The sequence below is a fragment of the Pantoea stewartii subsp. stewartii genome, from assembly GCF_008801695.1.
Taxonomy (GTDB): Bacteria; Pseudomonadota; Gammaproteobacteria; order Enterobacterales; family Enterobacteriaceae; genus Pantoea; species Pantoea stewartii.
On the sequence record NZ_VZPF01000004.1, the window covers coordinates 23,557 to 47,094 of the forward strand.

Consider the following 23,538-nt stretch of genomic DNA (forward strand, 5'->3'; position numbering starts at 1 on the left):
CGTGAGTGTGGCGAAACCCGTCCTCTCAGCGGCCGTCTGCCACAGAGAGGCTCGGGATTGACCTCCGCCCGGTACCGCGAAACCCTCCGGGTAATCATGATTAAACACAGTTCAGTTTACAGACGCAGCTGTCAGGCCAGTTTCCCTACCGCCGCCGCAATTTCAGGTAATGCCGCACGTGCAAACAACTCTTCAAAATCAGGCAGACGACCAAGGATTTCACGGTTGCAGGCATCCTGATACATGATCCAGCCATAGGTGGCCAGGCTGTCCATGGAACGGATGTTGCGTTGCGTCAGTGCCGCTTTGTAATCGGACATACGTTTTGAACCGATCAGGCTGGCTAATTCGCTGTCGCTGTAGTTCTCAATGGCTGCCCGCGCATGGCGCTGCAGTTTACTGACCAGCGAAAAGTCCTCTGTCATCAGTAAATTACGAACCGCTTTCTCGACCGCCGGATCCTCAACGTGGGTGCCTTTCGGTAACTTGCCGAGAGCCAGCTGCTGCGCGAAGCTCAATACGGTGTAGTTATTGAGCAATACAAACATCTCGACCGTATCTGTCGCGCCATAAGCCGGTACGGCACCGTCTGCAATGGTTTTGCCCTCACGCCACGCGGCTTTGAATTTTGCCACCTGATGCGCTGCCAGCGCGGTTGAGAGTTCTTCCAGCAAATCCTTACGGGATTTCGCCTTCAGGATTTCACCGCCATCCTGATACAGCAGCAGAGAGCGCGGCATTACATACACGAAGTGCTGACATTCGGTTTCCCAGTGCTCCAGCAGCCAGGCCGCACGTGGTGACTGCGTGGCGTCCAGATGCCAGTTCAGCATGGTCAGCACGGCCTGCTTATGAATCTGTGCCAGCTCATCGGCATCGGCAATGGAACCAAACAGAACGGAATCGCCCGCTGCATGGTTGGCCAGTGAGCCGTACGGATCGTACTGGTAAGCAAAGCCGCCGCTCATGCCGTTACCGAAGCCTTTACCAAAGGTGCCCAGGTTCAACACGGCACCGTTGGTCATGTATTCGCAACAGAAGTCACCGACGCCTTCCACTACCGCAGTGGCGCCAGAGTTACGCACTGCGAAGCGGTCACCCGCCTGGCCCTGCACGAACAGGCGGCCGCCCGTTGCGCCAAACAGAGCAAAGTTACCGATCAGGACGTTGCCATCGCTGTCCTGTGCGCCGCCGCCCGGTGATAACACCACCAGCTCGCCGCCGCACTGGCCTTTGCCCACCCCATCGTTGCAGGTGCCACGATGTTGCATCAGCATGCCGTCATTGCAGAAGGCACCGAAGGACTGACCGGCTGAGCCGGTGGTCGTAATATGCACCGTGGCCGGCGCCAGATAGCGACGACCGCGATCGTCCTGCAGCACAGAGGGCATCGCCTGCAGTTGCTCTGCTGTCAGGGTATGATTCAGCATGCGCTCGATATCGATCGCCAACTGACCGCCCACGCTTTTATTGCGGTTGTTCAGGACGACATCGTGACCTAACTGCAGCGATGTCTTGCCCGCTGTCACCAGTTGCTGGTTGAGTTCTTCTACCCAGCCATCATCCAGCTCAAAATCTTTTTCCAGATAAACCGGCTTGTCGATTTTCAGCTCTGGCACCACGGTGAGCATGGCGCGCAGATCCAGCTTGCCGACTTCCAGCGGGTGAACCATCAAATGGAGCAGGTCAGCGCGCCCACGGGCTTCACGCAGCGAGCGCAGGCCCATACGCGCCAGGATTTCGCGGACTTCGTGCGCCACATTCAGGAAATACTGTGCGAGCTGACGCGGATCGCCATCAAAGGCTTCGGCGTTCGTGGTTAACCCTGCCGGGCATTTGACGTTACAGTTCTTCGCCATCACGCATTTCAGCATCATCAGCGCAGTCGTACCGAATTCAAAGCTGTCACCGCCCAGCAGCGCGGATTTCACCACGTCGCTGCCTGTCTGCTGTGCACCTGAACAGCGCAGCAGGACTTTGTCGCGCAGGCCGTTCGCACACAGCGCCTGATGAACTTCGGCAATGCCGATTTCCGCGACGCGACCGGTATATTTCAGACTGGTCACCGAGGCGGCGCCCGTACCGCCCGTGTTACCGGCGACGTTAATAACGTCAGCACCGGCTTTCGCTACGCCCACGGCAATGGTGCCAATCCCTTCAGAGGACACCAGCTTCACAATGACGCGAACACGCGCCGCTTTGCAGTCGTGAATCAACTGGGCCAAATCTTCGATAGAGTAGGTGTCGTGGTGCGGTGGTGGCGAGACCAGCTCAACGCCCGGTGTGCCGCCACGTGCCGCCGCGATTTCGACGGTGACTTTAGCCGCAGGCAACTGGCCACCTTCACCAGGCTTTGCACCCTGACCAATTTTGATCTCCAGCTCTTCCAGCATCGGATCGGCCAGGTACGCCGCCCAGACGCCGAAACGACCTGACGCCAGCTGCTTGATACGGGACGCACGGATAGTGCCATGACGGGAATAATGCTCGCCGCCTTCCCCGCAGTTGCTCATGCCGCCGACCATGTTGGTGCCATGTGCGACAGCTTCATGTGCCGGAGCCACCAGCGCGCCGTGACTCATCGCCCCGGAGGCGAAAGTGCGAGTGATTTCACAGGCAGGCTGAATTTCGCTTAACGGCAGTGAGGGCAGCGCAGTAAAAATGCGCGACAGATAGTCGGCAGCTTTACCTACGGCGGTGATTTTCAGGCCGCCTGCGACCACGTCCGCCGATTCGATTTCGTCACTGAAGCGGGCTTTCAGAGCCCGTGACAGATTCAGCAGACGTTCGCTTTCCGGCTTCAGCCCAGCGATGGCATCGGTCAGCCGCAGCATAAAGGTGTTCGGGCTGCCTTCGATGGCCTCGCATTCCAGGCCGCGAGTAGCAAATCCGTTGTTGGTCAGCGAATAACGGCCCAGTTTACGGCGGAATTCCGCTTCGCTGTCGATATGCGTCAGATCGGCCGGGAAGGCCAGAATGTCACGCAGCGCAGCAGGGCGGCGTTTACGCTCTTCATACATCAGGCTGGAGAACTGACGGTAATCGGCTGTGATGGTAAAGTTATTCATCACGTCATCAGGAATGCGCTCAAAGCTGCTGTCCTTGAACGTGTCAGGCTTGATGCCAAACGCATTATCCAGACGGGCCAGCGTCATCAGACGAATGAAATTGTCCTCTTCGCGCGCTTTGTCCGCAAAGCGAATCGGCTCTTCCGTCATATCAATAAAGGTACGCACGGCAATGGTGCCGTAGGAGTGGCCTGCGCCCTCTGCGCGCTCTTTAAACAGCCCCAGCAATGGCACTTCTGATTCGCCCTGAATTTTCAGCGCGCTTTGATGCCAGTCCACTGCCATTTGCGCGATGGTGGCAAAGCCCGCGCCACCAACAGGTGTTTTGATATTCGGGAAATACTTCTTCAGCACCGGATCGTCAGTGTTAAGGAAGTTAGGTTCAAAGAACTCACCGCTACTGTAGCTTTCAACGGTACACAGGCCCACTTTACCCATGGTCTTCATCAGGGCCTTTTCGGCGGCTTTGGCATAGCGTTTAAAGGCTTTATTGCCTTCTTCACCTTCACCAAATTTCTCTTCGGCACGCATCTGTACGCCGAGCGGATAGACAGCAGAGGCACCAAAGCCCAGCGTCGCGGCAATGTGATGCGACGAGATAATCTGCCCACTCTCCACCACCAGGGACACGTCAAGACGTAATCCTTCCTGGACCAGGCGCTGGTTCACCGCAGAAACCACCAACAGCATGGGCAGGGCGGCATGGGTGGACGAGATGTGGCGGTCGGTCAGGACGGCGATCCCGCCCTGGGAACGCGCGAAATCCACGACCTGCTGAGCCAGATCGTCAATCGCCTTCTCCAGCGCAGTGGCGTTGGCCGTACGGCTGAGCAGGTCTTTGCCGGTGACAGGTTCGTACAGCATGTCAAAACGGGCATAAGGTGCGACGTTCTGTTCGCGCAGCTGTAGCATGTCCAGGTGCGTCAGAATAGGCGTCGGCACAATAATCTGACGGCCTTTACTGCGTCCCAGGTGCGGTTTGGCTCCCAGTGCCACGCGCAGCGTCATACCGTCCGCTTCACGGATGGAGTCCAGCGGTGGGTTAGTGACCTGTGCAAAACGCTGCGAAAAGTAGTGCGCCATGCCGCCTTCGTGATCGGACAGACCATTGATCGCGTTGCCGTAACCCATAGCAGAGATTTTCTCGGCCCCGGTGTTCAGCATCGGGTCCATCATGAATTTGAAGCTTTCCTGGTTATAGTAGTAAGCCACAAAGCGCTGATAGGTTTTCAGATCGCCGCGATAGCGCAGAGGCGACCCTTGTTTCTCAGCAGGGATGACAGGCAACTCATTGAGATCGAAACGAGATTTGCCGAGCAGTGCAGCGTAATCTTTTTCCGCAGCCAGCTTTTCCAGCGCTTCATGCGTGGTATAGCTGCGTTTTTCGCGATGATCAAAATAGAGCATGCCGCCGGCTTCGATACGACCACGGCGCAGTACGCTTTCCGGGGGAAAGGCAATCTGGCCGGCTTCCGACATGGCACCAATATACTCGGCGGTTTCAACCGAACGCAGTGGACGAAGACCCAGACGGTCAAGACGTGCGCCAATCACTTCCCCATTACCAAAGATCAACGCCGCAGGGCCGTCGTTCTTCTCTTCATAGAGTGAGAAATATTCCAGCATGTCACGCACCACCGGAGAGAGCGCGGTGTCATTTTCCCATGCAGGTGGCATCATCGACACTACGGCGGTGATTAAGTCGAGATCGTCTTCCATCAGGCGGCTGTGAATGCTCTGGTCAAGACGGGAACTGTCTGACTGACCTTTCGGGCGAACGATAGTTTTTCCACGCGCAGAGGCCAGCGCGGATTCAGCAATCCGGTTTTTACGATCGGTATTCAGCTCACCGTTATGGGCCATTAACCGGAAAGGTTGCGCCATAGTGGTGTGCGGATCGGTATTGGTTGAGAAGCGGGTATGGAAAAACAGCCCACGGACCTGATGATCGGGATCGGTCAGATCTTTGAAATAAGGAATGACCTCATTGGAATTCAGACGGGCTTTGAATACTTGGGTACGGGACGAAAGCGACAGCGGATACAAACCGCCAAACTCACTTTTCGTAAAGGCCTCTGCCTCAATCGCCAGCAGGGCGCGATAAATCCGTTTTTCAAAATCGTTCTGGTGGCTGACATCCTGAGGCGCAGCAAAAATCCATTGCACGATGGGCAACTGAAACTGGACAGCGGCTGGACGCGTCACGCTGTTATCCAGCGGCATTTCGCGTTTCATGATCACCGGCAGATTAAAATGACGCAGCGTCTCTTCTACCAGGCGCTCCGCATTGGCACGCAGTTCAGCATCTTTAGGAACGAAGAAGTTACCCACGCCAAAGCGACCGGCTTCCAGCGCCTGACCGGTAATTTTACGGAAAAAGTGCAGTGAAAGATCGACGTTGACACCCGCGCCATCACCCACGCCTTCAGCGGACATGCCACCACGGTGCGGAACCGTGCAGAGTGCACTGTGCGCCATACGCAGAATGTCGTGGGTCTGCTCGCCGTCCTTACGGGTAATGAAACCTACACCACAGCTGTCACTTCCTGCTGCTGGGTTATATAAGCCATAGGATTCAGGTTTTTTAGTGGACATTGAGGGTCTCCTTAAACTGCTTTTGACATTACCTGCATTGTTTCAGGCACTGAGCCTGGTTAAACACTTTTCCCAGCGCGCATTCTTTTATTCCCGCGCCTGACAGCCTGCGCGATTTCGTTTTACGCACTTTTCATCGGCAGGAGGATAAGTCCGTGGATGTGTAGCGCGTGGTGTTTCCGTTCTCGAAAGGAGATGACTCAAACCATGCGGGCGTCATGTTGCATAGATATGCCGTGACGCTTGCCCATCATGAAAGCTTTCAGCGGAATTCCAACTTATCGGGAAAGCGAATCAAGGTCAAATAGCGAGCCTGACACAGTTTAATCACGTCTTTATGTCGATAACCAAATGAATTTATTATGCTTTTGTGTCTAAATTGTGTCAGTTTTTCATTAAGCGGCAGAGAGGGAAATGTGAACTCTATCACTGTGCCAGTGGCGTGAAATCGCTGAAGTATGCTGGCGACAGGGTACTAAACAGCATCAAATGCTGCTACAGGCAGTGGAAGCGCAGGATGTATCTGTTTTTCTTATAGCAGCAAATTTGAATCAATAAGAGGCATGTGATTAGTAAAATTAATCAGGTCGCGTTGCTTAAAACTTCGAATAATGTGAATGGCTATGCATGAAAAACAGGGCGTCGTGACAATAAAGCCTTGTCAGACGGAAAAGAAGAGGTTGGATACGCGCGTCTGTTTAGCAGACGGCCCTACAGATTCATTGAGTTAGCACAATTAGTCAAGGGTTTTAGCAATAATGGGGCAAACGTCGGCGAAGCAACGGCGTTTTGCACCATATAAGTGCATGACGGTCGCGATCTCGCCGGATGCACTAAGACGACGGTGACCTAAATACGCTATCATGTGGCTGTTCTCACCCAGGGAGTGTTTATGAAACAGATTCGCCTGCTGGCGCAATATTATGTTGATTTAATGGTCAAGCTTGGCCTGATCCGTTTTTCGCTGCTGCTGGCGTCTGCACTGGTCGTGCTGGCCATGATTGTGCAGATGGCGGTGACCATGGTACTGCGTGGTCATGTCGAAAGTATTGATATGGTGCGATCGGTCTTTTTCGGTCTGTTGATCACGCCCTGGGCGGTTTATTTTCTTTCCGTGGTGGTCGATCAGCTGGAAGAGTCACGCCAGCGTCTTGCCAGGCTGGTGGATAAGCTGGAAGAAATGCGTACGCGCGATCTTGAGTTGAATCAGCAGATGAAAGAGACCATTTCCCGACTCAATCAGGAAATTGCCGATCGTAAAAAAGCGGAGCAGGCACGTGAGCAGGTCATGGCTAAGCTACGCGAAGAGGTGGCGCGGCGCGAGCAGGCGCAAATAGAGCTGGAACAACAGTCGTCTTTCCTGCGCTCTTTTCTGGATGCATCGCCAGATCTGGTCTTTTATCGCAATATCGACAAGCAGTTCTCAGGCTGTAACCGCGCCATGGAGCTGCTGACCGGTAAAAGTGAAAAACAGCTTATCGGGCTCACGCCACATGATATTTATGACAATGACACGGCGACTAAAGTGTTGGAAACCGATGAAAAAGTCTTTCGTCATAACGTCTCGCTCACCTATGAGCAGTGGCTGCAGTATCCCGATGGGCGGAAAGCCTGTTTTGAAATTCGTAAAGTGCCCTATTACGACCGGGTCGGTAAGCGCAGCGGCCTGATGGGCTTTGGCCGCGATATAACCGAACGTAAACGCTATCAGGACGCGCTGGAGAATGCGAGCCGGGAAAAGACCACCTTTATCTCTACGATCAGCCACGAGCTTCGTACGCCGCTTAACGGCATTGTCGGTCTGAGCCGCATTTTGCTGGATACCGATCTGAATCAGGAGCAGCTCAAGTACCTGAAAACCATCCATGTCTCTGCCATCACCCTGGGCAATATCTTTAACGACGTCATCGAAGTGGACAAAATCGAGCGACGCAAGGTACAGCTGGACAACCAGCCGCTGGATTTCACCAGTTTCCTGGCCGATCTGGAGAATCTCTCTGGCTTGCTGGCGCAGCCAAAAGGCCTGAAGTTTGTCATGGCCCCGCAGTTACCGCTGCCTCATAAAATCTCAACGGATGGTACACGACTACGGCAGATCCTGTGGAACCTGATCGGCAATGCCGTGAAGTTTACTCAGCAGGGTGAAATCATCGTGCGTATCGCCTATGAACAGGATGAAACGCTGCGCTTTGAGGTACAGGATTCCGGGCAGGGCATTCGCGAGGAAGAGCAGGACAAAATTTTTGCCATGTATTATCAGGTTACCGATCAGCATGGCGGCAAACCGGCAACCGGAACCGGTATCGGCCTGGCGGTCTCCCGCCGTCTGGCGCAGGCGATGGGCGGGGATATCAGCGTCAGTAGTGCACCGGGCCAGGGCTCCTGTTTTACCGTGGTGATTAAAGCGCCGCGTATTGCCGAGGAAGTAGAAGATGAAGGCGTTGACGATACGCTGCCGCTTCCGGCCCTGCACGTGCTGTTGGTGGAAGACATTGAGCTGAACGTCATTGTGGCACGCTCGGTTCTGGAAAAACTGGGATGCAGCGTTGACGTTGCCATGACGGGGCAAGCAGCGCTTGAGATGTTTGACCCGCTGGAGTTCGATTTGGTGATGCTGGATATTCAGTTACCGGACATGACCGGCATGGACGTGTCGCGTGCCATTCGTCAACGGTATCCTGATGCGCATTTGCCGCCGCTGGTTGCCTTAACCGCCAACGTATTGAAAGACAAAAAAGAGTATTTTGACGCGGGCATGGACGATGTGCTCAGTAAACCGCTTGCCGTACCTGCGTTAACGGCCATCATCAAAAAGTTTTGGGATGACCAACCCGGAAACGATGATCAGGCCGTTATGACGCCGGGCAGTCGTCAGTCCGATACCTTGCTGGACATTCCAATGCTTGAACAGTATCTGGAACTGGTGGGACCCGGTCTGATTACGCAAAGCCTGACCATCTTCGAACAGATGATGCCGGGCTACCTCGATGTACTGGACTCCAACCTGATGGCACGCGACGAAAAAGGCATTGCTGAAGAGGGCCATAAAATCAAAGGTGCCGCAGGGTCCGTTGGCTTACAGCATCTGCAACAGATCGCGAAACAAATTCAAAGCCCAGAATTACCGGCCTGGTGGGATAACGTGGGCGAATGGGTGGAAGAGCTGAAGCGTGAATGGCGGCACGATGTGCAGATATTGCGCGAGTGGGTGGCTGAGAAACAGCGGTGATCCAAAAAAAATGACCCCAGCCGAGGCCGGGGTGCGCTAATACTGCGCCAACACCAGGGAAAAAGTCGCTGCTGCTATGCTTAGTGTTTTTCAAGGCAACAACGGGTATTGGTTAACACATGCAACACCTTATCAAATTCGAATTAGCTTGTGACAAGATTCATTAAAATTTGTGATGTTGAACAGCGTTTAAATACAGGAAACATTAATTTGCCAACATAGTCAAGAAAGGAATCAATTTTACCGTTACATTGGTTGTTTTTTTGAACAAAAGTTCTGTTTTTTGTACGGGTTTAACCCAAATTTGTTAACAAAGCCTGTGTTAAGCCTCTTAACACAAATGATTCGTCACTGATGCGAACTGAATTGACTATAAACTTATGATAATAAAGAATAATGAAAGGATCGGGTCAGGAAGGTCCAAAACGTTTCGGAAAACGTCATCCGCCCTTGCGCTTAAAAGGTTTTATCAATAGAAAAGTTTGTAATGTTTGGGGAAACATATTAATAAAAAAACATGCATTGCGGTTAAGAAATGACATAAGTACGTTAATGCCTGCAGCATTGCTGCAACCTGTATTCAGGCGCGCCCGAAATAAAATATAAGTTTTATGGAACATTGATGGCTGCAATTATCACGAATTAGTCTCATCGCCCTGCAAGGAATGGTGTGAGACTTCGTAAATGGAACCGATTCCTTTTTAAGGGAACTTATTGAACTCATTCATACTATTGTTGCATCGCAGATGCATTTTCTTTGCCATATCATAAAGGTGACAGGCCCGGACGGCGAATTTTTCAGGAACGCTTTTTATCATCAGGGGTGATTACACCTGAAATTAATTAAAAAACGACATAATGATGAGACGATTGTATGAGTAAGCATAAAGGGAAGCTTTGGCAGGGTGTAAAGCGCATTGTGCTGCGCATTCTGCTGATTTGGGCAGGGCTGTGGCTGGCAGGTATTTTACTTTTTTCCTTTCTCCCGGTGCCTTTCTCTGCCGTGATGGCTGAACGCCAGATCGGTGCCTGGCTGCGTGGCGATTTCAGCTATGTCTCACATTCGGATTGGGTGGGGACACAGGCGATGTCGCCCTGGATAAGGCTGGCCGTTATCGCGTCGGAAGACCAAAACTTTCCTCACCACTGGGGCTTTGATGTGGCAGCCATTCAGTCTGTACTGGACAGCGATGATAACCGGATGCGCGGTGCGTCAACGCTGTCACAGCAAACGGCTAAAAATCTGTTTTTGTGGGATGGACGTAGCTGGATGCGTAAAGGACTGGAAGCGGGTCTGACGGTCGGCCTGGAAACCGTTTGGACTAAACGCCGTATCTTAACGGTTTACCTGAATATCGCGGAGTTTGGTAAAGGGACCTTTGGTGTTGAGGCTGCGTCCCGGCGTTTTTTCAACAAGCCTGCCAGTCGCTTAAGCATGTCAGAAGCGGCGTTACTGGCGGCCGTTTTACCTAACCCGCTGCGCTTTCGTGCCGACGCGCCGTCAGGCTATGTGCGCCAGCGCCAGCAATGGATACTCCGACAGATGCGCCAACTGGGAGGAGAGGGCTTCCTGCAGCGCAATCATCTGGACTGATGTTACTCTTCGTCGAAACCGGCTTCGAAGAGTTCAATGACGGCGGCCAGCGCGTCAGTTTCCTGGGGGCCGCTGGCTTCGATCTCAATATGGCCGCCCTTGGCGGAATCCAGCATCAGCAACGCGATAACGCTGCTGGCTTCGGCTTCTGTGCCGGCCTCGTTGCGTAACAGCACTTCGGCATCGAAACTTTGCACCAGTTCAAACAGCTTCATGGCGGGGCGTGCATGCATGCCCAGCTTGTTTCTGATTTCCACGGTTTGCTTAACGGTCATGATTTACGTTTTTCCAGTGTGCGATGACGGGACTGTACATTTTTACCCCGGGAGCGGAAATAATCAGCGAGCTGTTCTGCAATATACACCGAGCGGTGTTTGCCACCGGTGCAACCAATCGCCACGGTGAGATAGCTGCGGTTGTTCGTTTCCAGCATGGGCAGCCAGAGTTCCAGATAACTGCGTGTCTGATAAATGAAGTTATGGACTTCGGTATGACGATCCAGAAAAGCCGCGACGGGACGATCCAGCCCCGTCATCGGGCGCAGTTTGGGATCCCAGTGTGGATTGGGCAGGAAACGCACGTCAAAGACGTAGTCCGCATCAATGGGGATACCATGTTTGAAGCCAAACGACTCAAACACCATAGTCAGCTCCCGCTCGCGTTTACCCAGTAAGCGGGTACGCAACATCTCAGCCAGTTCATGCACCGACATCTCTGACGTATCAATGATCAAATCGGCCCGCGAGCGCAGCGGCTCGAGCAGGTCACTCTCTTCATCAATCGCGCTTTCCAGCGACAGATTTTTGCTGGACAGGGGATGGAGGCGACGCGTATCACTGTAACGGCGGATCAGCGTATTGCGGTCGGCATCAAGAAACAGCAACTGGGGCGAGAATCCGGAAGGCAGATTATTGAGCGCGGTTTCAAAAATTTCAGGCGACTCAGGCATGTTACGCACATCGATACTCACCGCCGCAGAGATATTGCGCTCAACCAGTGATTCTGCCAGCTGAGGCAACAACACGACCGGCAGGTTATCCACGCAGTAAAAACCCATGTCTTCCAGCGCGCGCAGCGCCACTGATTTTCCTGAGCCTGACCGACCGCTGACGATCATCAGCACCATGACCTTCTCTCCCGTTTTAAAGCCGGCTCACGCCGGTAAATCACGCGCTTTATTGCTCTGTTTGTTCTTCGGTAATGATGGCATACAGCTCTTCATCGCTCTGCGCAGCACGCAGACGGCGGCAAACCGTTTTATCCGTCAGCCGTTTGGCGACTAACGACAGTGTATGTAAGTGAGTTTTACACTGGTCCGCGGGCACGAGGAGCGCAAAAAGGAGATCGACAGGCTGATTATCCACGGCATCAAATGCGATGGGTTGCTCAAGGCTGATAAAGACACCGACGGCACGTAACGTATCCTCCTCCAGCTTGCCATGCGGAATAGCAATACCGTTGCCAATACCGGTACTTCCCATGCGCTCGCGGGTCAGTATCGCTTCAAACAGCGTTTGATGCGGCAGGTTGAGCTGCTTAGCGGCCAGTTCACTGATAATTTCCAGCGCCCGTTTTTTGCTTTGGCAGTGTACGCTGCTGCGGGTGCAGTCTGGCGAAAGCACTGTGCTCAGTTCCAGTGTTAAATCATTGTTCATTTTCGTTTCACTTGCGAGTTCACTTAGCCAGTAAACCGGTACGCGGTAATCACGTAGCGGAATCATGGCGCTGGCACAGATGACAAAACGGGGCGGTTAATCCGCCCCATCCTTTCAGCTCTGCGCGCCCGGCGCGCCTGCCAGCGTGAAGGTTAGTGTTTTTTTAACTTGTCTTTATATTTGGTCAGTTGACGGGCCAGCTTGTCAATCAGCCCGTCAATTGCCGCATACATATCTTCCGCTTCCGATGTGGCGTGCAGCTCGCCCCCGTTAACGTGCAATGTGGCATCAGCAACCTGTGTCACCTTCTCAACGTTCAGGACAACATATACCTGGTTGATATGATCAAAGTAGTGTTCCAGTTTGGCAAATTTCGCCGTGACGAATTCACGCAGTGGCTCGGTGATTTCAACATTTTGCCCGGTAAGGTTCAGCTGCATAGGTCTTCCTTCTCTCTGTTAAACCAACTGCTTACGTTGGTTTGAAGGCGGTATGGACAAAGACTCTCGATATTTTGCAACGGTACGACGTGCCACTATGATCCCTTGATCAGATAACATGGAGGTCAGTTTACTGTCACTCAAGGGCTTAGCGGGATTTTCCGCCGAGATTAATTTTTTTACCAGTGCCCGTATCGCAGTAGATGAGGCTTCGCCTCCTCCTTCAGTATTAACATGACTGGAGAAAAAATACTTCAGTTCAAAAATGCCACGCGGGCTGTGAAGATATTTTTGCGTGGTGACGCGGGAAATCGTGGATTCATGCATATCCACCGCCTGGGCAATATCGGCCAGCACCATCGGACGCATAAACTCTTCGCCCTGCTCAAAAAAGGCCTGTTGCTGTTCAACAATGCAGCGTGAGACTTTTAACAGCGTCTCATTGCGACTTTCCAGACTTTTGATCAGCCAGCGCGCCTCCTGCAAATTACTGCGGATAAACTGACTGTCACTGTCATTACGCGCAGCACCGCCCATGGCGGCATAGTGCTGATTGATTTTAAGCCGCGGCAGACTGTCGGTATTAAGTTCCACCGTCCAGCGCGTCGCAGCTTTACGGACCAGCACATCAGGAATAACGTATTCAGGTTCGCCAGTATTGATCGACTGGCCCGGACGTGGATCGAGCGACTGAATCAGCAGCATTGCCTCTTTCAGTACGTCTTCCTTTAAACGCGTGACGCGCATCAGGCTGCGGAAATCATGGTTGGCCAGCAGATCAAGATGATGGCTGACGATCAGGCGGGCTTCAGAGAGCGTTGGCGTTTCAGGCGCATACTGCGACAACTGTACCAGCAGGCAATCACGCAAATCACGTGCACCTACGCCGATCGGATCAAAATGTTGAATGCGCTTTAAAACGGCCTCAACTTCGTCCATTTCCAGCTCATCATCGCCGATACTGTCGAGAATGTCTTCAAGCGAAACGGTAAGATAACCCGTATCGTCAATGGCATCGACGATAGACGTCGCGATCGCCCGATCGGTATCGCTAAACGGCGTCAGCTCAACCTGCCACATCAGATAATCTTGCAGCGACTGGGTGGTTTCGCCCTGGTAGATGGGCAGTTCGTCATCCTGATAGTCCGTACCGGTTCCTGATGGCGTTCCCGCGGTATAGATTTCATCCCAGGTCGCGTCGAGCGGCAGCTCTTCGGGCATATCCTTTTGTTCCAGCGCTTCACGCGTATCAAGTCCCGCTTCGCCTTCCTGATACTCTTTTGCGTCTATTTCTTCATGCTGTTCAGTCTGTTCAAGCAGGGGATTACTTTCCAGGGCCAGCTGTAGCTCTTGCTGAAGTTCAAGCGTAGAAAGCTGCAACAGACGTATCGCCTGTTGCAGTTGTGGGGTCATCGCCAGTTGCTGGCTGAGCCGGAGTTGTAAACCTTGCTTCATAGACAGGATGAATATTCCCGGGTAACCATCAGTATTAACGACACCTTATCAGAGTCTGAACTCTTCACCCAAATAAACACGTTTAACCTGCTCATCTGCAAGGACTTCATTCGGCGTACCGTGAGCAATCAGGTTGCCCTGGCTGACAATATAGGCCCGTTCACAGACCGCCAGCGTTTCACGCACGTTGTGGTCAGTGATTAACACGCCAAGCCCACTGTCGCGCAGATGTTCAATAATCTTTTTGATATCAATAACGGAAATCGGGTCAACACCGGCAAAAGGCTCATCCAGCAGAATGAATTTGGGATTTGCGGCCAGCGCACGGGCAATTTCCACACGGCGACGTTCACCGCCCGACAGTGACTGTCCCATATTGTCGCGCAGATGTGCAATATGGAACTCATCCATGAGCTCATTCGCCCGATCCTGTCGCTGTTCTTCGGTTAAATCATCACGAATTTGCAGCACGGCCATCAGGTTGTCGTAAACGCTCAGACGCCGGAAGATTGACGCTTCCTGGGGCAGGTAGCCGATACCGCGACGCGCACGCGCGTGGAGCGGCAGAATACTGATGTCTTCATCGTCGATGACAATGCGGCCCGCATCGCGCGGAACAATCCCGACCACCATATAGAAGGTGGTGGTTTTACCGGCACCGTTTGGGCCGAGCAGGCCGACGATTTCACCGGATTTTACCTGCAGACTGACGTCTTCAACCACGCGACGGCCTTTGTACGCCTTCGCCAGGTTCTCTGCGATTAATGTGGCCATAGTGATCAGTTACTCTTTTTTTCGCTATTGGTTGACGCGGGCTTGTCCTGCAACTGCGACGGCACCAGAACTGTGGTCACGCGCTTGCTCTGGCCCTGGCTGTAAGCCTGCATTTTTTGCTCTTTGACCAGGTAAGTAATGCGGTCGCCTTTAATATTGCTGTCCAACTGCTCAATGTACGCATTGCCCGTCAGCTCAACAAAGTGATTAGCAAGCTCGTAATGCAGTTTGGACGCGTGTCCCTGTACCGGTTTACCGTTGTCCTGCATCTGATAGAAGGTCGCCGGATTGCCGTAAGCATCAACGATAGTTTTTTTGCTGTCGCCGCCCGGACGTGTCACCACGACTTTATCTGCCGTAATCTTGATCGACCCTTGAGTTACGACCACATTACCGGTAAAGGTCGCGACGTTGCCTTGCAGATCCAGCGACTGATTTTCAGAGTCGATATTAACGGGTTTGTCCGAGTCACCGGTCAGCGCCAGCGCCGGCAGGCTGGCTGCAAGCAGCAGGCTGGCCAGTAAAAACTTAATGCTGTTTTTGTTCATTTTGAATTTCATAAGAGGTTTTGACCTTTTCGAGTAACTCGGCTTGCTTTGTCCGTAAATTTCCACGCATTTTCATGCCGGTAGAGTTAAAACTGCGGCCATATAACGTCACCTGATCGTCCGAGGCGACGTCCTGAGTGACAAGATTGACCTGAGCGTTATCCGTTTTGATGCGCTCCAGTTCAGAATCTGGCGCCAGCGCATTCAGCTCAACATGACCATATAAATACAGCATACGATCTTTAGTGAGCTTTGCTTTATCTGAACGTACCGTCCAGGTCGGCATTTTATTCTCGTCGTAGGTTGTCATGACCGGATTATCAAACCAGCTGGTTCCCGTATTTTCGAAATACGTAACTTTGTCCGAGATTAGCTTATAAGCCAGGCCACCCTGAGGGTTGTAAACTACGGTATGCGAATTGGCACTGGTGTAGGTTGGCGTTTGATCATTATTCATTACCGGTGCGCCATCGTCGCTGTCCCGGTTAGTGAAATTCCAGCCAATGAGCACCAGCGCAATCAAGGCCAGCCCCAACGTTATCCAACGCCTGCTTTTACTCATACTGATTGCCCTTTGGCATCCTCAAATTTATTTTGCGCCATCAAAATGAGATCGCACAGTTCACGCACTGCGCCGCGCCCAGCGGCAATACGTGTGACGTAACGCGCTCGCGCTAACAGCAGCGGGTGCGCATCGGCCACCGCTACGCTGAGCCCTACTTTTGCCATAACTGGCCAGTCGATCAGATCGTCACCAATATAAGCCACCTGCTCGTCAGAGAGCGACAGTGTATCCAGAAGTTCGCGATAGGCCAAAAGCTTATCTGATTGCCCCTGATAAAGATGGCGAATCCCCAGCGTTTTGCAGCGGTCTTCCAGTAACCGGGCCGTGCGGCCGGTAATAATAGCCACTTCAATGTCCGAGGTCAGCAGGCAACGAATGCCGTAACCGTCGCGCACATTAAAGGTTTTCAGTTCTTCTCCACTGTTACCCATGTAGATCAGGCCATCAGACATCACGCCGTCCACATCGCAAATCAGCAGGCGAATGTGCCCGGCACGGGCCATAATGTCGGCACTGACCGGGCCGTAACATGTTTCTATAGCGGCAATCTCAGACTGCATTGTGTCTTCCTGTTTACACTACGCCTGCGCGCAGCATGTCATGCATATGTACCACACCCAGCAGATGGTCGTCATCGGCTACCAGCAGGGAGGTAATGTTTTTGGTTTGCATTAAATTCAGCGCATCGACGGCCAGCACGTTCGGACGTACGCGGATGCCGCCACGCGTCATGACTTCTGCGATGGTCGCTTTTTGAAAATCGATGCCCATGTCAAAGATGCGGCGCAGGTCACCATCAGTAAAAACGCCTTCAATCTTCATCAAATCGTCAACAATCACGGTCAGGCCCAGATTTTTACGGGTTATCTCCAGCAACGCATCCCGCAATGATGCATCCCGCGTGACGTGCGGTAACTCATCACCGCTGTGCATGATGTCGCTCACGTGCAGCAGCAGTTTACGGCCCAGCGCACCGCCCGGATGCGACAGCGCGAAATCTTCAGGCGTGAAGCCGCGTGCCTCCAGCAGCGAGACCGCCAGTGCATCGCCCATCACCAAAGCTGCGGTGGTACTGGTTGTAGGGGCCAGGCCCATTGGACAGGCTTCCTGCGGCACCTTGACGCAAAGATGGATATCGGCCGCCCGGGCCATGGCGCTTTCAGGTCGACTGGTCAGACAGATCAGTTTAATCTGCTGGCGTTTCACCACCGGAATCAGCGCCAGAATCTCGCTGGATTCGCCGCTATTGGAAATGGCAAGCACCACGTCGTCTTTACCCACCATTCCCAGGTCGCCGTGGCTGGCTTCCGCTGGATGCACAAAGAAAGCCGGCGTGCCGGTGCTGGCAAAGGTCGCCGCCATTTTTTTACCAATATGACCTGACTTGCCCATCCCCATAACCACCACTTTTCCCTTACAGGCATAAATCATGGCGCAGGCGTCGGAAAAAGCCTCGTTGATATACTGGTCAAGCTGCTCAAGGCCTTCGCGCTCAATGCGCAGAACCGTTTTACCGGCTCGCTGAAAATCAAACTCTACCGTTGGTTGCTGATGTGACATGGCAAATCTGTCCTTTTTAGCCGCCCATAAACGCTGGCTGTAGCCACAGCAACGTTACCCAGACGAAGAAACCACAGAGTAAAAGCGTCCCCGCCGTACGGCCAATGCGGCGGTGGCGCAACAGACAAAGCATGGCGAACAGTACGCTTACGCCAAGCATTATCCAGTAATCGCGTGCAAAAGCGTGATAATCGACGCTGCCGGGGTGAATCAGTGCCGGCAGGCCCAACACGATAGCGAGGTTATAAATATTGGCCCCAATCAGGTTACCTATCGCAATATCATCTTCGCCTTTCAACGCACCGGCGATGACCGTGGCCAGCTCCGGCAGACTGGTGCCGACGGCGATAAGCGTCAGCCCCATAACCAGTTCACTCACGCCAAAGTAGTCGGCAAAGACCGTCGCATTATCAATCACCATGTGTGTTGACATGGGCAGGATAATCAGGGCGACAGCCAGCCAGAGAAAGGCCACGGTGTTACCCGTCTCTTCGCGTGGCAGCTCAGCCAGTTGTTCACGCGTCAGCGTATCGTTATTGTCATTTTCTGCTTTACGCGCGATGCGAATAGTCACAATCAGATAAATCGCGGCGATGGCAATCAGGGCGATACCGTCCAGTCGACTAAGATAGTTATCAAACAGCGTAATACCGCTCAGTAATGAGACCAGCACCATCAGCGGCAGTTCACGGCGAATTAAGTTGGAATGGATGCTGAGCGGATGCAACAGCGCCGCGCCGCCGAGAATCAAAAGTATATTGGTGATGTTCGAACCAAGCGCGGTGCCCACCGCCAGATCCATTTGGCCATACTGCGCAGCGGAGAAGGAAAGGATGATCTCCGGAAGCGAGGTACCGATACTGACGACGGTCATGCCGATGATTAACGGTGGGATCCCGAACGATCGGCAAAGTATTGCAGCACTAAACACCAGACGATCGGCACCATAAGCCAGTAAAAGCAGTCCGATAATCAGCAGTGCGGTTGCGACGAACATGAAAAATCCTTGCTTAAAACCCCTGTTGGCTTGCCTTCAGGTTCGATGTGACAAAACAGGCGCTGATTTTGACCGTCCGAGCGACAAAAGTAAATTTTATGACCGTTTTCGCCAAATCTTTGCATTAAGTTTCTGTAAAGCTATCGTGCGTTTAACCTTAACAGGGTACCATCGTACCCTATGTTTACGCCCGATCCGTAATAGAGGTGATAATGATCCAACAAAAAACGAACCTGGTTGAGGTTCGTGGCGTGAGTTTCTCACGTGGCGATCGCAAAATTTTCGACGATATTTCCCTTACGGTACCCAAAGGCAAAGTGACGGCGATCATGGGGCCGTCAGGGATCGGGAAAACAACGCTGCTGCGCTTGATTGGCGGGCAACTTCAGCCTGACAGCGGCGAGATCTGGTTCCGGGACGAGAACATTCCGACATTGTCGCGCACCCGATTGTATGAAGCGCGTAAAAAGATGAGCATGCTGTTTCAGTCCGGTGCACTTTTTACCGATTTAACCGTCTACGAAAATGTGGCCTGGCCGCTTCGTGAACACACACGGTTGCCGGCGGCGCTTCTGCACAGCACCGTCATGATGAAGCTGGAAGCCGTGGGGTTACGGGGTGCCGCGCAGTTGAAACCTGCGGAGCTTTCGGGCGGAATGGCGCGCAGGGTGGCCCTGGCTCGGGCTATTGCTCTGGAGCCCGAGTTAATTATGTTCGATGAGCCGTTTGTGGGTCAGGATCCTATTACCATGGGCGTACTGGTTAAACTGATTGATGAGCTTAACCATGCACTGGGACTGACATGCATTGTGGTGTCGCATGACGTGCCTGAAGTGTTAAGTATTGCCGATTATGCTTATATCGTTGCGGGACAAAAAATTATCGCGCACGGGACCACGCCCGATTTGCGTGCCAACAATGACCCACGCGTGCGCCAGTTTATCGACGGCATCGCGGACGGGCCCGTACCGTTTCGTTTTCCGGCGGGCGATTATTTGGCCGATTTAACCGGGTCAGGGAGAAGCTAAGCTGATGTTGTTAAAAGCACTGGCGTCATTAGGACGTCGGGGGATTGGAACCTGCGCCAGCTTTGGGCGTGCCGGATTGATGCTTTTTCATGCGCTGGTCGGTAAACCCGCGTTTCGCAAACACTTCCCGCTGTTAGTCAAACAACTCTACAGCATTGGCGTCCTGTCTTTGGTGATCATTGTGGTCTCCGGGTTATTTATCGGCATGGTGCTGGGGTTGCAGGGCTATCTGGTATTAAACACCTATGGTGCAGAAACCAGCCTGGGCATGTTGGTGGCACTGTCATTGCTACGTGAACTGGGGCCGGTTGTCACAGCCCTGCTGTTTGCAGGTCGGGCAGGGTCGGCGTTAACGGCTGAGATTGGGCTGATGAAGGCCACGGAACAGCTGTCCAGCATGGAGATGATGGCGGTCGATCCTCTGCGCCGTGTTGTCTCACCACGTTTTTGGGCAGGTTTTATCAGCATGCCGCTGCTGGCGCTCATCTTCACCGCCGTAGGGATTACCGGCGGCGCGCTGGTGGGCGTGAGCTGGAAAGGTATTGACCCTGGCTTCTTCTGGTCGGCGATGCAAAATGCCGTCGATTTTCGTAGCGATGTGGTTAACTGCATTATTAAAAGCGCCGTTTTTGCCGTCACGGTTACCTGGATCGCGCTGTTTAATGGTTACGATGCGATTCCGACCTCTGAAGGTATTAGTCGCGCCACGACGCGCACCGTGGTGCATGCATCACTGGCGGTCCTCGGTTTAGATTTTGTGCTGACAGCACTGATGTTTGGGAATTGATGCGATGCAAAGCAAAAAAAGCGAAATTTGGGTTGGCGTTTTTATGATCATGGCACTGTTAGCGGTGCTGTTCCTTTGCCTGCGCGTGGCGGATCTTAAATCGCTGGGGACAGAACCCACCTGGAAGCTGTATGCCACCTTCGATAATATCGGCGGCCTGAAAGTCAGTTCGCCTGTTAAAATTGGTGGTGTCGTGATTGGTCGGGTGACAGATATTTCACTTGAACCGAAAACATTACTGCCACGCGTCACGATGGATATCAGCGACAAGTATGCCAACCAGATTCCGGACACCAGTTCGCTGGCCATCCGTACTCAGGGCTTGCTGGGCGAGCAGTTTCTGTCGTTAAACGTTGGCTTTGACGATCCTGAGCTTGGCTCGGCGATGTTAAACGATGGTGGCACGATACGTGATACCAAGTCGGCGATGGTACTGGAGGACCTGATAGGCCAGTTCCTGTATAAAAGCGGCGACAACAAAGGTAACAAGCAAACCGGTGACAGTAAGGATGCGCAGGGTGGCGATACTGCCGCTCCCGCAGCCGCTCAACCTTAACAGAGGGATAACATGATGTTTAAACGTTTTCTGATGATTGCCATGCTGGCGATCGCGCCATTGGCGGCGACAGCAGCCGATCAAAGCAATCCTTATACGTTGATGAATGAAGCGGCTAATAAAACTTTTACCCGCCTGAAAAGCGAGCAGGCGAAAATCAAGCAGGATCCCAACTACCTGCGTGATATCGTCCGCCAGGAGCTGCTGCCTTATGTGCAGATTAAATATGCGGGGGCGTTAGTCCTGGGCCGTTTCTATCGGGAAGCCACACCGGCACAGCGCGAAGCCTATTTTAAGGCTTTTGGTGATTATCTGGCTCAGGCCTATGGCCAGGCGTTAGCGCTTTATCACGGTCAGACTTACCAGATTGAACCTGCGAAACCGCTGGGCAACGCCAATATTGTCGCCATCCGTGTGACGATCATCGATCCTCAGGGCCGTCCGCCAGTGCGCCTGGATTTCCAGTGGCGTAAAAACAGCCAGACCGGTAACTGGCAGGCGTTCGATATGATCGCAGAAGGGGTCAGCATGATCACCACGAAACAAAATGAGTGGGGCGATCTGTTACGTACGAAAGGGATTGATGCACTGACTGCGCAACTTGAAGCGTCAGCGAAACAGCCAATCACACTGGATCAAAACAAATAATGCAGCCCTCACTGCACTGGAGCCGCGAGGCGAACACGCTACGGCTGGAAGGTGAGCTGGATCGTGACACGCTGCTGGATCTCTGGGAGCAGCGTGAAACGTTGATTAGCGGGGCGACGCTGATCGACGTTTCAGCTCTGGAACGGGTGGATACCTCAGGCCTGGCGCTGTTGGTCCACCTGCGGGAAATCGTCTCGCAGCAGGGCGGCGCGCTGCAGTTTGTTGGCATCGGTGACAAACTGCAGTCGTTGATCACCCTTTACAACCTGCAACAAATTATTGTTTCTGCGGATTAAAGCGCTCTATTCGCCTTCTCAGCCTTAGCCCCGGTCGCCGACAGGGGCTTTTGCGTATTTAAGAATCAGGCACTTTCCTCTACTATGTCAGCCTTATTATTATTAAGTGAAGTTAAGAGCAATGGAAAACAGTGAAATTCAGGCTGTGCTGATGGCAGCACTGCCTTTAGAAGAAGTTCATGTCATGAGCAACGATGGCAGCCATTTCCAGGTGATCGCCGTGGGCGAACTGTTTGGTGAGTTAAGCCGCGTTAAGAAACAGCAGGCTGTTTATGCGCCGCTGATGGAATTCATTGCGGATAACCGCATTCATGCGGTATCCATCAAAACCTACACGCCTGCAGAGTGGGCGCGTGACCGTAAACTGAACGGTTTCTGATCCCCGCAAGGGCTGCGCCACCTGCGCGACCGTTTAATAGCCAGTTAATTGAGAACCGTGTTAATGGATAAATTTCGTGTGCAAGGCCCCACCCGTTTAAGTGGTGAAGTCACCATTTCCGGGGCGAAGAACGCCGCACTGCCAATTCTGTTTGCAGCTTTACTGGCCGAAGAGCCGGTTGAGATTACGAATGTGCCGAAGCTGCGTGACATCGACACCACTATGAAGCTGTTAACCCAGTTAGGTGCGAAGGTTGAGCGCAACGGTTCTGTTCACGTCGATGCCAGCGGCGTAGACGTTTTTTGTGCACCCTATGACCTTGTGAAAACCATGCGTGCCTCTATTTGGGCGCTTGGTCCGTTAGTGGCCCGTTTCGGTCAGGGCGAAGTCTCACTGCCCGGCGGTTGCGCCATCGGTGCGCGCCCGGTAGACCTGCATATCTCGGGTCTTGAGCAGTTGGGTGCCGAGATTAAGCTGGAAGAAGGCTATGTAAAAGCCTCAGTTAACGGTCGCCTGAAAGGGGCGCTGATCGTGATGGATAAAGTCAGCGTAGGCGCGACGGTGACCATTATGAGTGCCGCGACGCTGGCAACCGGGACCACGGTGATTGAGAACGCGGCGCGTGAACCTGAAATCGTGGATACCGCCAATTTCCTTAATACGCTGGGTGCAAAAATTTCGGGCGCAGGCACGGATAAAATCACCATTGAAGGCGTTGAGCGTCTGGGCGGTGGGGTTTATCGCGTCCTGCCAGACCGTATTGAGACCGGCACCTTCCTGGTGGCGGCTGCTATTTCGGGGGGGAAAGTGCTGTGCCGCAATGCGCAGCCTGACACTCTGGACGCAGTGCTGGCGAAACTGCGTGATGCCGGTGCAGACATTGAAACCGGTGAAGACTGGATCAGCCTGGATATGCACGGTAAGCGCCCTAAAGCGGTCAACGTGCGTACCGCTCCTCATCCGGGTTTCCCAACCGATATGCAGGCGCAGTTCACCCTGCTGAATCTGGTCGCGGAAGGCACGGGGCTAATCACCGAAACCATTTTTGAAAACCGTTTTATGCACATCCCTGAACTGATTCGTATGGGTGCTCACGCGGAAATTGAGAGCAATACCGCAATCTGTCACGGTGTGGAAACCTTGTCGGGCGCGCAGGTGATGGCGACGGATCTCCGTGCATCGGCAAGCCTGGTGCTGGCAGGGTGTATAGCGGAAGGCACAACGCTGGTCGATCGCATTTACCACATCGATCGGGGTTACGAGCATATCGAAGATAAGCTAAAAGCGATGGGCGCAAACATCGAGCGCGTCAGCGGCGAATAATGTTTCGGACAGGCCTGTAAAAAACCAGCCTGGCATACGGG

The 23,538-nt window shown here is 53.1% G+C and carries 21 protein-coding genes; 9 read left to right on the top strand and 12 right to left on the bottom strand.

Features of this window, described 5'->3' with window-relative positions; translation table 11 throughout:
- Positions 1-131: 131 nt before the first annotated feature.
- Entirely contained in the window at positions 132-5,663 is a 5,532-nt protein-coding gene (locus tag F7Q90_RS01750) for a glutamate synthase-related protein (RefSeq protein WP_006121727.1), read from the bottom strand.
- Positions 5,664-6,555: 892 nt separating this feature from the next.
- Between F7Q90_RS01750 and arcB the strand changes: the two genes are divergently transcribed.
- Both arcB and mtgA read left to right on the top strand, forming a co-directional pair.
- A complete protein-coding gene (gene arcB, locus F7Q90_RS01755) occupies positions 6,556-8,892 on the top strand; it encodes an aerobic respiration two-component sensor histidine kinase ArcB (RefSeq protein ID WP_006121728.1) in 2,337 nt (778 codons plus the stop codon).
- A gap of 874 nt (positions 8,893-9,766) precedes the next feature.
- On the top strand, positions 9,767-10,486 hold the full coding sequence (gene mtgA / locus F7Q90_RS01760; RefSeq protein ID WP_006121729.1) for a monofunctional biosynthetic peptidoglycan transglycosylase: 720 nt from the start codon (positions 9,767-9,769) through the stop codon (positions 10,484-10,486).
- A 2-nt stretch (positions 10,487-10,488) separates the two neighbouring features.
- On the opposite strand, the gene npr is transcribed toward mtgA, so the two are convergent.
- From npr to F7Q90_RS01815, 11 genes are all read right to left on the bottom strand, one after another.
- Positions 10,489-10,761 (bottom strand): PTS phosphocarrier protein NPr, encoded by a 273-nt coding sequence (gene npr / locus F7Q90_RS01765; protein WP_006121730.1) that lies wholly within the window; start codon positions 10,759-10,761, stop codon positions 10,489-10,491.
- A complete protein-coding gene (rapZ, locus tag F7Q90_RS01770; protein WP_006121731.1) occupies positions 10,758-11,612 on the bottom strand; it encodes an RNase adapter RapZ in 855 nt (284 codons plus the stop codon). Before rapZ ends, npr begins: the two co-directional genes overlap by 4 nt.
- A 49-nt stretch (positions 11,613-11,661) precedes the next feature.
- A complete protein-coding gene (gene ptsN / locus F7Q90_RS01775) occupies positions 11,662-12,141 on the bottom strand; it encodes a PTS IIA-like nitrogen regulatory protein PtsN (RefSeq protein ID WP_006121732.1) in 480 nt (159 codons plus the stop codon).
- Positions 12,142-12,293: 152 nt separating this feature from the next.
- A complete protein-coding gene (gene hpf / locus F7Q90_RS01780; protein ID WP_006121733.1) occupies positions 12,294-12,581 on the bottom strand; it encodes a ribosome hibernation promoting factor in 288 nt (95 codons plus the stop codon).
- A gap of 18 nt (positions 12,582-12,599) precedes the next feature.
- Entirely contained in the window at positions 12,600-14,036 is a 1,437-nt protein-coding gene (gene rpoN, locus F7Q90_RS01785) for an RNA polymerase factor sigma-54 (RefSeq protein ID WP_006121734.1), read from the bottom strand.
- A 48-nt stretch (positions 14,037-14,084) separates the two neighbouring features.
- Complete coding sequence (gene lptB / locus F7Q90_RS01790) at positions 14,085-14,810, bottom strand: LPS export ABC transporter ATP-binding protein (RefSeq protein WP_006121735.1); 726 nt, start codon at positions 14,808-14,810, stop codon at positions 14,085-14,087.
- A gap of 5 nt (positions 14,811-14,815) precedes the next feature.
- Positions 14,816-15,370 carry a lipopolysaccharide ABC transporter substrate-binding protein LptA gene (gene lptA / locus F7Q90_RS01795; RefSeq protein ID WP_006121736.1) on the bottom strand — a complete coding sequence of 185 codons (555 nt, stop codon included), beginning with the start codon at positions 15,368-15,370 and terminating at the stop codon, positions 14,816-14,818.
- Entirely contained in the window at positions 15,339-15,920 is a 582-nt protein-coding gene (gene lptC / locus F7Q90_RS01800) for an LPS export ABC transporter periplasmic protein LptC (RefSeq protein ID WP_006121737.1), read from the bottom strand. The genes lptA and lptC overlap by 32 nt, the downstream gene beginning before the upstream one ends.
- On the bottom strand, positions 15,917-16,483 hold the full coding sequence (kdsC, locus tag F7Q90_RS01805) for a 3-deoxy-manno-octulosonate-8-phosphatase KdsC (RefSeq protein ID WP_006121738.1): 567 nt from the start codon (positions 16,481-16,483) through the stop codon (positions 15,917-15,919). Before kdsC ends, lptC begins: the two co-directional genes overlap by 4 nt.
- Before the next feature lie 13 nt (positions 16,484-16,496).
- On the bottom strand, positions 16,497-17,483 hold the full coding sequence (kdsD, locus tag F7Q90_RS01810; RefSeq protein ID WP_006121739.1) for an arabinose-5-phosphate isomerase KdsD: 987 nt from the start codon (positions 17,481-17,483) through the stop codon (positions 16,497-16,499).
- Positions 17,484-17,499: 16 nt separating this feature from the next.
- The gene (locus tag F7Q90_RS01815) at positions 17,500-18,480 is read right to left on the bottom strand and encodes a calcium/sodium antiporter (protein WP_006121740.1); all 981 of its coding nucleotides are present in this window, start codon (positions 18,478-18,480) and stop codon (positions 17,500-17,502) included.
- A gap of 212 nt (positions 18,481-18,692) precedes the next feature.
- Between F7Q90_RS01815 and mlaF the strand changes: the two genes are divergently transcribed.
- The 7 genes from mlaF (at position 18,693) to murA (ending at position 23,497) form a co-directional block, all read left to right on the top strand.
- A complete protein-coding gene (gene mlaF / locus F7Q90_RS01820; RefSeq protein WP_006121741.1) occupies positions 18,693-19,508 on the top strand; it encodes a phospholipid ABC transporter ATP-binding protein MlaF in 816 nt (271 codons plus the stop codon).
- Positions 19,509-19,512: 4 nt separating this feature from the next.
- Positions 19,513-20,295 carry a lipid asymmetry maintenance ABC transporter permease subunit MlaE gene (gene mlaE / locus F7Q90_RS01825; RefSeq protein WP_006121742.1) on the top strand — a complete coding sequence of 261 codons (783 nt, stop codon included), beginning with the start codon at positions 19,513-19,515 and terminating at the stop codon, positions 20,293-20,295.
- A gap of 4 nt (positions 20,296-20,299) precedes the next feature.
- Complete coding sequence (gene mlaD / locus F7Q90_RS01830) at positions 20,300-20,851, top strand: outer membrane lipid asymmetry maintenance protein MlaD (RefSeq protein ID WP_006121743.1); 552 nt, start codon at positions 20,300-20,302, stop codon at positions 20,849-20,851.
- Between the two features lie 15 nt (positions 20,852-20,866).
- Complete coding sequence (mlaC, locus tag F7Q90_RS01835) at positions 20,867-21,499, top strand: phospholipid-binding protein MlaC (protein WP_006121744.1); 633 nt, start codon at positions 20,867-20,869, stop codon at positions 21,497-21,499.
- Positions 21,499-21,795 carry a lipid asymmetry maintenance protein MlaB gene (gene mlaB, locus F7Q90_RS01840; protein WP_006121745.1) on the top strand — a complete coding sequence of 99 codons (297 nt, stop codon included), beginning with the start codon at positions 21,499-21,501 and terminating at the stop codon, positions 21,793-21,795. Before mlaC ends, mlaB begins: the two co-directional genes overlap by 1 nt.
- A 121-nt stretch (positions 21,796-21,916) precedes the next feature.
- Positions 21,917-22,174, top strand: coding sequence for a BolA family iron metabolism protein IbaG (ibaG, locus tag F7Q90_RS01845; protein WP_006121746.1), 258 nt, complete (start codon positions 21,917-21,919; stop codon positions 22,172-22,174).
- Positions 22,175-22,237: 63 nt separating this feature from the next.
- On the top strand, positions 22,238-23,497 hold the full coding sequence (murA, locus tag F7Q90_RS01850) for a UDP-N-acetylglucosamine 1-carboxyvinyltransferase (protein WP_006121747.1): 1,260 nt from the start codon (positions 22,238-22,240) through the stop codon (positions 23,495-23,497).
- Positions 23,498-23,538: the final 41 nt, after the last annotated feature.

What these genes read in the sequence shown, in the direction of transcription:
- F7Q90_RS01750 (WP_006121727.1), bottom strand. Translation starts at nt 5,663, where the DNA reads ATGTCCACTAAAAAACCTGAATCCTATGGCTTATATAACCCAGCAGCA.
- arcB (WP_006121728.1), top strand. Translation starts at nt 6,556, where the DNA reads ATGAAACAGATTCGCCTGCTGGCGCAATATTATGTTGATTTAATGGTC.
- mtgA (WP_006121729.1), top strand. Translation starts at nt 9,767, where the DNA reads ATGAGTAAGCATAAAGGGAAGCTTTGGCAGGGTGTAAAGCGCATTGTG.
- npr (WP_006121730.1), bottom strand. Translation starts at nt 10,761, where the DNA reads ATGACCGTTAAGCAAACCGTGGAAATCAGAAACAAGCTGGGCATGCAT.
- rapZ (WP_006121731.1), bottom strand. Translation starts at nt 11,612, where the DNA reads ATGGTGCTGATGATCGTCAGCGGTCGGTCAGGCTCAGGAAAATCAGTG.
- ptsN (WP_006121732.1), bottom strand. Translation starts at nt 12,141, where the DNA reads ATGAACAATGATTTAACACTGGAACTGAGCACAGTGCTTTCGCCAGAC.
- hpf (WP_006121733.1), bottom strand. Translation starts at nt 12,581, where the DNA reads ATGCAGCTGAACCTTACCGGGCAAAATGTTGAAATCACCGAGCCACTG.
- rpoN (WP_006121734.1), bottom strand. Translation starts at nt 14,036, where the DNA reads ATGAAGCAAGGTTTACAACTCCGGCTCAGCCAGCAACTGGCGATGACC.
- lptB (WP_006121735.1), bottom strand. Translation starts at nt 14,810, where the DNA reads ATGGCCACATTAATCGCAGAGAACCTGGCGAAGGCGTACAAAGGCCGT.
- lptA (WP_006121736.1), bottom strand. Translation starts at nt 15,370, where the DNA reads ATGAAATTCAAAATGAACAAAAACAGCATTAAGTTTTTACTGGCCAGC.
- lptC (WP_006121737.1), bottom strand. Translation starts at nt 15,920, where the DNA reads ATGAGTAAAAGCAGGCGTTGGATAACGTTGGGGCTGGCCTTGATTGCG.
- kdsC (WP_006121738.1), bottom strand. Translation starts at nt 16,483, where the DNA reads ATGCAGTCTGAGATTGCCGCTATAGAAACATGTTACGGCCCGGTCAGT.
- kdsD (WP_006121739.1), bottom strand. Translation starts at nt 17,483, where the DNA reads ATGTCACATCAGCAACCAACGGTAGAGTTTGATTTTCAGCGAGCCGGT.
- F7Q90_RS01815 (WP_006121740.1), bottom strand. Translation starts at nt 18,480, where the DNA reads ATGTTCGTCGCAACCGCACTGCTGATTATCGGACTGCTTTTACTGGCT.
- mlaF (WP_006121741.1), top strand. Translation starts at nt 18,693, where the DNA reads ATGATCCAACAAAAAACGAACCTGGTTGAGGTTCGTGGCGTGAGTTTC.
- mlaE (WP_006121742.1), top strand. Translation starts at nt 19,513, where the DNA reads ATGTTGTTAAAAGCACTGGCGTCATTAGGACGTCGGGGGATTGGAACC.
- mlaD (WP_006121743.1), top strand. Translation starts at nt 20,300, where the DNA reads ATGCAAAGCAAAAAAAGCGAAATTTGGGTTGGCGTTTTTATGATCATG.
- mlaC (WP_006121744.1), top strand. Translation starts at nt 20,867, where the DNA reads ATGTTTAAACGTTTTCTGATGATTGCCATGCTGGCGATCGCGCCATTG.
- mlaB (WP_006121745.1), top strand. Translation starts at nt 21,499, where the DNA reads ATGCAGCCCTCACTGCACTGGAGCCGCGAGGCGAACACGCTACGGCTG.
- ibaG (WP_006121746.1), top strand. Translation starts at nt 21,917, where the DNA reads ATGGAAAACAGTGAAATTCAGGCTGTGCTGATGGCAGCACTGCCTTTA.
- murA (WP_006121747.1), top strand. Translation starts at nt 22,238, where the DNA reads ATGGATAAATTTCGTGTGCAAGGCCCCACCCGTTTAAGTGGTGAAGTC.